This window comes from Lacticaseibacillus jixiensis (assembly GCF_042847315.1).
GTDB classification, from domain to species: Bacteria; Bacillota; Bacilli; order Lactobacillales; family Lactobacillaceae; genus Lacticaseibacillus; species Lacticaseibacillus jixiensis.
The window spans coordinates 1-3586 of sequence record NZ_BAAFPR010000066.1; the positions used below are offsets into that span (position 1 = coordinate 1).

Consider the following 3586-nt stretch of genomic DNA (forward strand, 5'->3'; position numbering starts at 1 on the left):
TCAAAGGCTATAAGAACGCCCACAAACGCAAGAACAAGAAGATATACGGCGACTCAATCGAGCTGCGTCCTGCGGCCGTGAATGACCGTACAGGCGTGGGACATTGGGAAGGCGACTTGGTCAAAGGCATTCGCTCAGCTGATGAGCCAGCATTAATGACCCTCACAGAACGGTACAGCCGGACTGAAATCATCGTCAAGATTCCTGACTATCATGCGGGCACCTGTCTTAAAGCTTTGCAGGACACGATTGACGACTACGGTGTCAAGGAGTTTGAGAGTATCACGTTTGACAACGGTTCCGAGTTTGCCAAGTTATCAGAGATTGTTGGAACCCAGATCTATTTTGCTCATCCATACTCGCCTTGGGAGCGCGGCACTAACGAGAACACCAACGGACTACTCAGGGAGTACTTCCCGAAGGGAAAATCTCTCAGGGACGTTACGCTGGTTGAGATCCAAGCAGTCCAATCAGCACTGAACCATCGTCCCAGACGTATTCTGAACTATCTTCGACCATGCGATTACTACCGACGCATGGCGTAATAACCTAGACCACTATCAAGGATTCGTTATCATCGTTGCACTTGACTTGAAAATTGAGGCCCTGTTTTCTTGGTATTAAAATGCATATTCAGGCCAGAAAGTACATCAGCGAGTACCTTTACAATCTTCTCAGCTACTTCTTTACTATTTGAAAAGATTCTATAATCATCACGATATCTAACTACTTGCCAATATACGTCATTCAGATCCTTTAAATTTTCAGAAAGAAGCAAGTCGGAATACCCTAGAACAATCTCAGCAATGAAATTAAAAAGCTCTCCGCCTTGTGGAATACCATTTGTTTGATTACATTGAAGCCTTTCCACTGTCCAATCCAGCGTATGCGCAAAAGACTTGTCTTTGTGTTTGCCCGCCGCTTGCTTTGCAGCATCTTTTCCCCGGACGGCCCAGTCAATCGTATGTGTGTAAATAGAACCATAACAGTTGGTAATGTCCGTTCTAATGCAGTACGTATACTCCAGTGAGTTTACGATTGAGGTCTGTTCTAACTCTTCCCACCAATTTAAAATAGTCTCTGCGGTATCACCCATTTTTCCGGTTGACTTAACGGGAAAACTAATACATTTGATTTTCGGATTAGACTCGAATAGCTTAAATCTATCAAGTAATTCTCTCCAATGCCCATCTTCAGTTATTTGTTCAACAAGGTCAGCATATAAGAGCGGATGCACAATTTTAACTTCTCGCCAATCGTATCCTGCATCCTTGTTCAAAATAATAGAGTAATTAGCGTTTTCGGCAGTCTTAAGGATATTGCCATTAATCATCGATTTGAGTTTGCCGCCTGAGACTTTTGAAAAGGAAAAATCAAGCACGGGCTGAAAGTCAAAGTATTCCGGCAATACCATATTTGCATAGCTACTTGATTTAAGGAAAAAGGCACGCGCTTCCACGGCTGTCATTTCAAGTACACTTTTTCTTTCAGAGGACATCCCAATCATCACCGCCATCAATCAGTTTCACTAATTTTACCACGAATTATAGACTTATAATTTACGAAAAATCCCCGCCAGCTCAGCCCTCATTCGGCCCAAACTTGGCGGGGATTTTGGCGGGGAACGTAACAATTTTCCCGCCAACCGTATCCTTTGTATCTTCCGAAAATGCCGTTAAATCAACATTCCGGGTTCAATTTACATGTACCTTTTATTCCCTGCGAATGGTTTGCCTAACCCTATTGTATGTTCTGAAAGTATCATTTACGCACAAGTATCAGCGGCTAATGCAGGCCTGCCTTGGATAGTTGCGCACAATTATCGCCAATGACACGCTCGGATCGTTTGGATATTTTGAACTAGCGAAAATTTGATGAAATAACAGGCGCTCAATCAATCACATTAATTGATTCGCGGGCGATGCGCTCAGACAACCCGCAGGCAATTTCATAATGAATGGTGTGAGCGTAATCAGCCACGTCTTGTAAGGTGATGGTTTCGTCCCCGCTTTGCCCGACTAACACAACTTGCGTGCCGGCTGGATATTCATGCGGCAAGCGGATCATGAATTGATCCATGCACACGCGCCCAACGATCTCACAACGCTGGCCGTCGACTAACACATGAAAGCCTTGCAAGCGGCGCTGCCAACCATCGGCGTAGCCCATTGGCACTGTGCCGATCCATTCAGCTTGCTTGGCGTGATACGTTGCGCCATAAGAAATCGCGCTGCCGGCTTCGATAAGCTTTACGAAGCTAAGCTTTGACACGATTTGCATCGCCGGGACCAACGGATACGGTTCAGGCAAGGCGCGGCCGGAAGGATTCAAGCCATACATTGTAATGCCGAAGCGGATCATGTCAGAAGCCGTGGCAGTGTGCCACATGCTGGTTGCTGAATTGGCCACATGCACATACTTTGGCCGCTTAGGCAACGCAGCCAGCATTTGCTTGAAATGCGCGCTTTGCTCATCAAAGTAGCTGGTATCTGCTTCATCTGCCGTGGCAAAATGCGTAAACAACCCAGTCACTGCCAAGTGGGTTGCCGTTTGCGCATAATCGGCTGCCCGTTGTATTGCTTCCGGTTGGCGAAAGCCGATCCGCCCCATGCCAGAATCTACTGCCAAATGTACATGTAAGGCCGGCGCACACGCATCACCAAGCGCCGCTTCAGCAGCCTGCAGCCATGTGATGTCCCCTGCAGGCAAGGCAATGTGTTGTACCGCAGCTAACGGCGCAAGCTCTGGCGGCACAATGCCTAACACCAAGATTGGCAGCGTGAAATGCGCCGCGCGCAACGCCAAGGCTTCTTCCAACACCGCCACGCAGAAACCGCTGGCACCGGCACGCTGCGCCACCCGCGCCACGCGCAACAAGCCATGGCCATATGCGTCGGCTTTAACCACAGCAAACAGCCGGGTCGTTTGAGGCGCACGCTTCAAGGCGCTTTGGATATTTTGATAAATCGCTTGTTCTGAAACTAAGACCTTCGTTGGCCGCAGGTCTGCTGTCACCATACTCATGGTGCCACCTCCAAGATCACTTCTGTCATCACTAATGTATCGGTATGCGAAATCGAAACAAAGGCCTGACCAGGATAAGGATGCTTGGTCAACACCGGCTTGCCTGCTTTGTCGTTGAGACACTCCACTGCATGCAAAGCCACTGCGCCAAGCCCGGTACCATAAGCCTTGGCATAGGCTTCTTTCACCGAGAAGCGCCCCGCCAGAAACTCGGCGGCGCGCTTATCGCTAAGTTTGGAATAAGCCGCCATTTCGGCTTCCGTCAGCAATTTCGCGGCAAAATGCGGGTTCTTGTCTTGGGCATGTTGGATCCGTGCAATTTCTGTAAGATCCACCCCAATACCATAAATCATGTCAGGCCTCCATCAATTTCAGTCAGCACTGCTGCCGGCCTTTGATTCAATTGTATCATTATAGCGCCAATTTACCTCATCAGTAAGCACCCAATAACAGACCGTCTTGAAAATCAATAGAGGCCCGTTCCCAGATTCAGGGAAGCGGACCTCTTTGCTTTAAGCGACGGTCGATTGGGCGGTACCGGTAAATGTTTGGTTCCAAGGCA

Annotated in this window: 4 protein-coding genes; 1 reads left to right on the forward strand and 3 read right to left on the reverse strand. The window is 48.2% G+C overall.

The features are described from left to right. Positions 1-545, forward strand: a 545-nt coding sequence (locus ACGG90_RS15330; protein WP_390410699.1) for an IS30 family transposase, incomplete at its 5' end; no start/stop codon positions are given. A gap of 29 nt (positions 546-574) precedes the next feature. Here the strand turns inward: ACGG90_RS15330 and ACGG90_RS15335 are convergent. The 3 genes from ACGG90_RS15335 to acpS all read right to left on the reverse strand — a co-directional run bounded on the left by ACGG90_RS15335 (position 575) and on the right by acpS (position 3377). After that, positions 575-1516, reverse strand: coding sequence for an RNA-directed DNA polymerase (locus tag ACGG90_RS15335; RefSeq protein ID WP_390410700.1), 942 nt, complete (start codon positions 1514-1516; stop codon positions 575-577). A 374-nt stretch (positions 1517-1890) separates the two neighbouring features. After that, positions 1891-3018, reverse strand: coding sequence for an alanine racemase (gene alr / locus ACGG90_RS15340; protein WP_390410703.1), 1128 nt, complete (start codon positions 3016-3018; stop codon positions 1891-1893). Positions 3019-3020: 2 nt separating this feature from the next. Continuing rightward, positions 3021-3377 carry a holo-ACP synthase gene (acpS, locus tag ACGG90_RS15345; RefSeq protein WP_390410701.1) on the reverse strand — a complete coding sequence of 119 codons (357 nt, stop codon included), beginning with the start codon at positions 3375-3377 and terminating at the stop codon, positions 3021-3023. Positions 3378-3586 lie beyond the last annotated feature (209 nt).

Excerpts from the sequence above, each read along its gene's own strand:
- ACGG90_RS15335 (WP_390410700.1), bottom strand. The coding sequence starts at position 1,516 with ATGGCGGTGATGATTGGGATGTCCTCTGAAAGAAAAAGTGTACTTGAA.
- alr (WP_390410703.1), bottom strand. The coding sequence starts at position 3,018 with ATGGTGACAGCAGACCTGCGGCCAACGAAGGTCTTAGTTTCAGAACAA.
- acpS (WP_390410701.1), bottom strand. The coding sequence starts at position 3,377 with ATGATTTATGGTATTGGGGTGGATCTTACAGAAATTGCACGGATCCAA.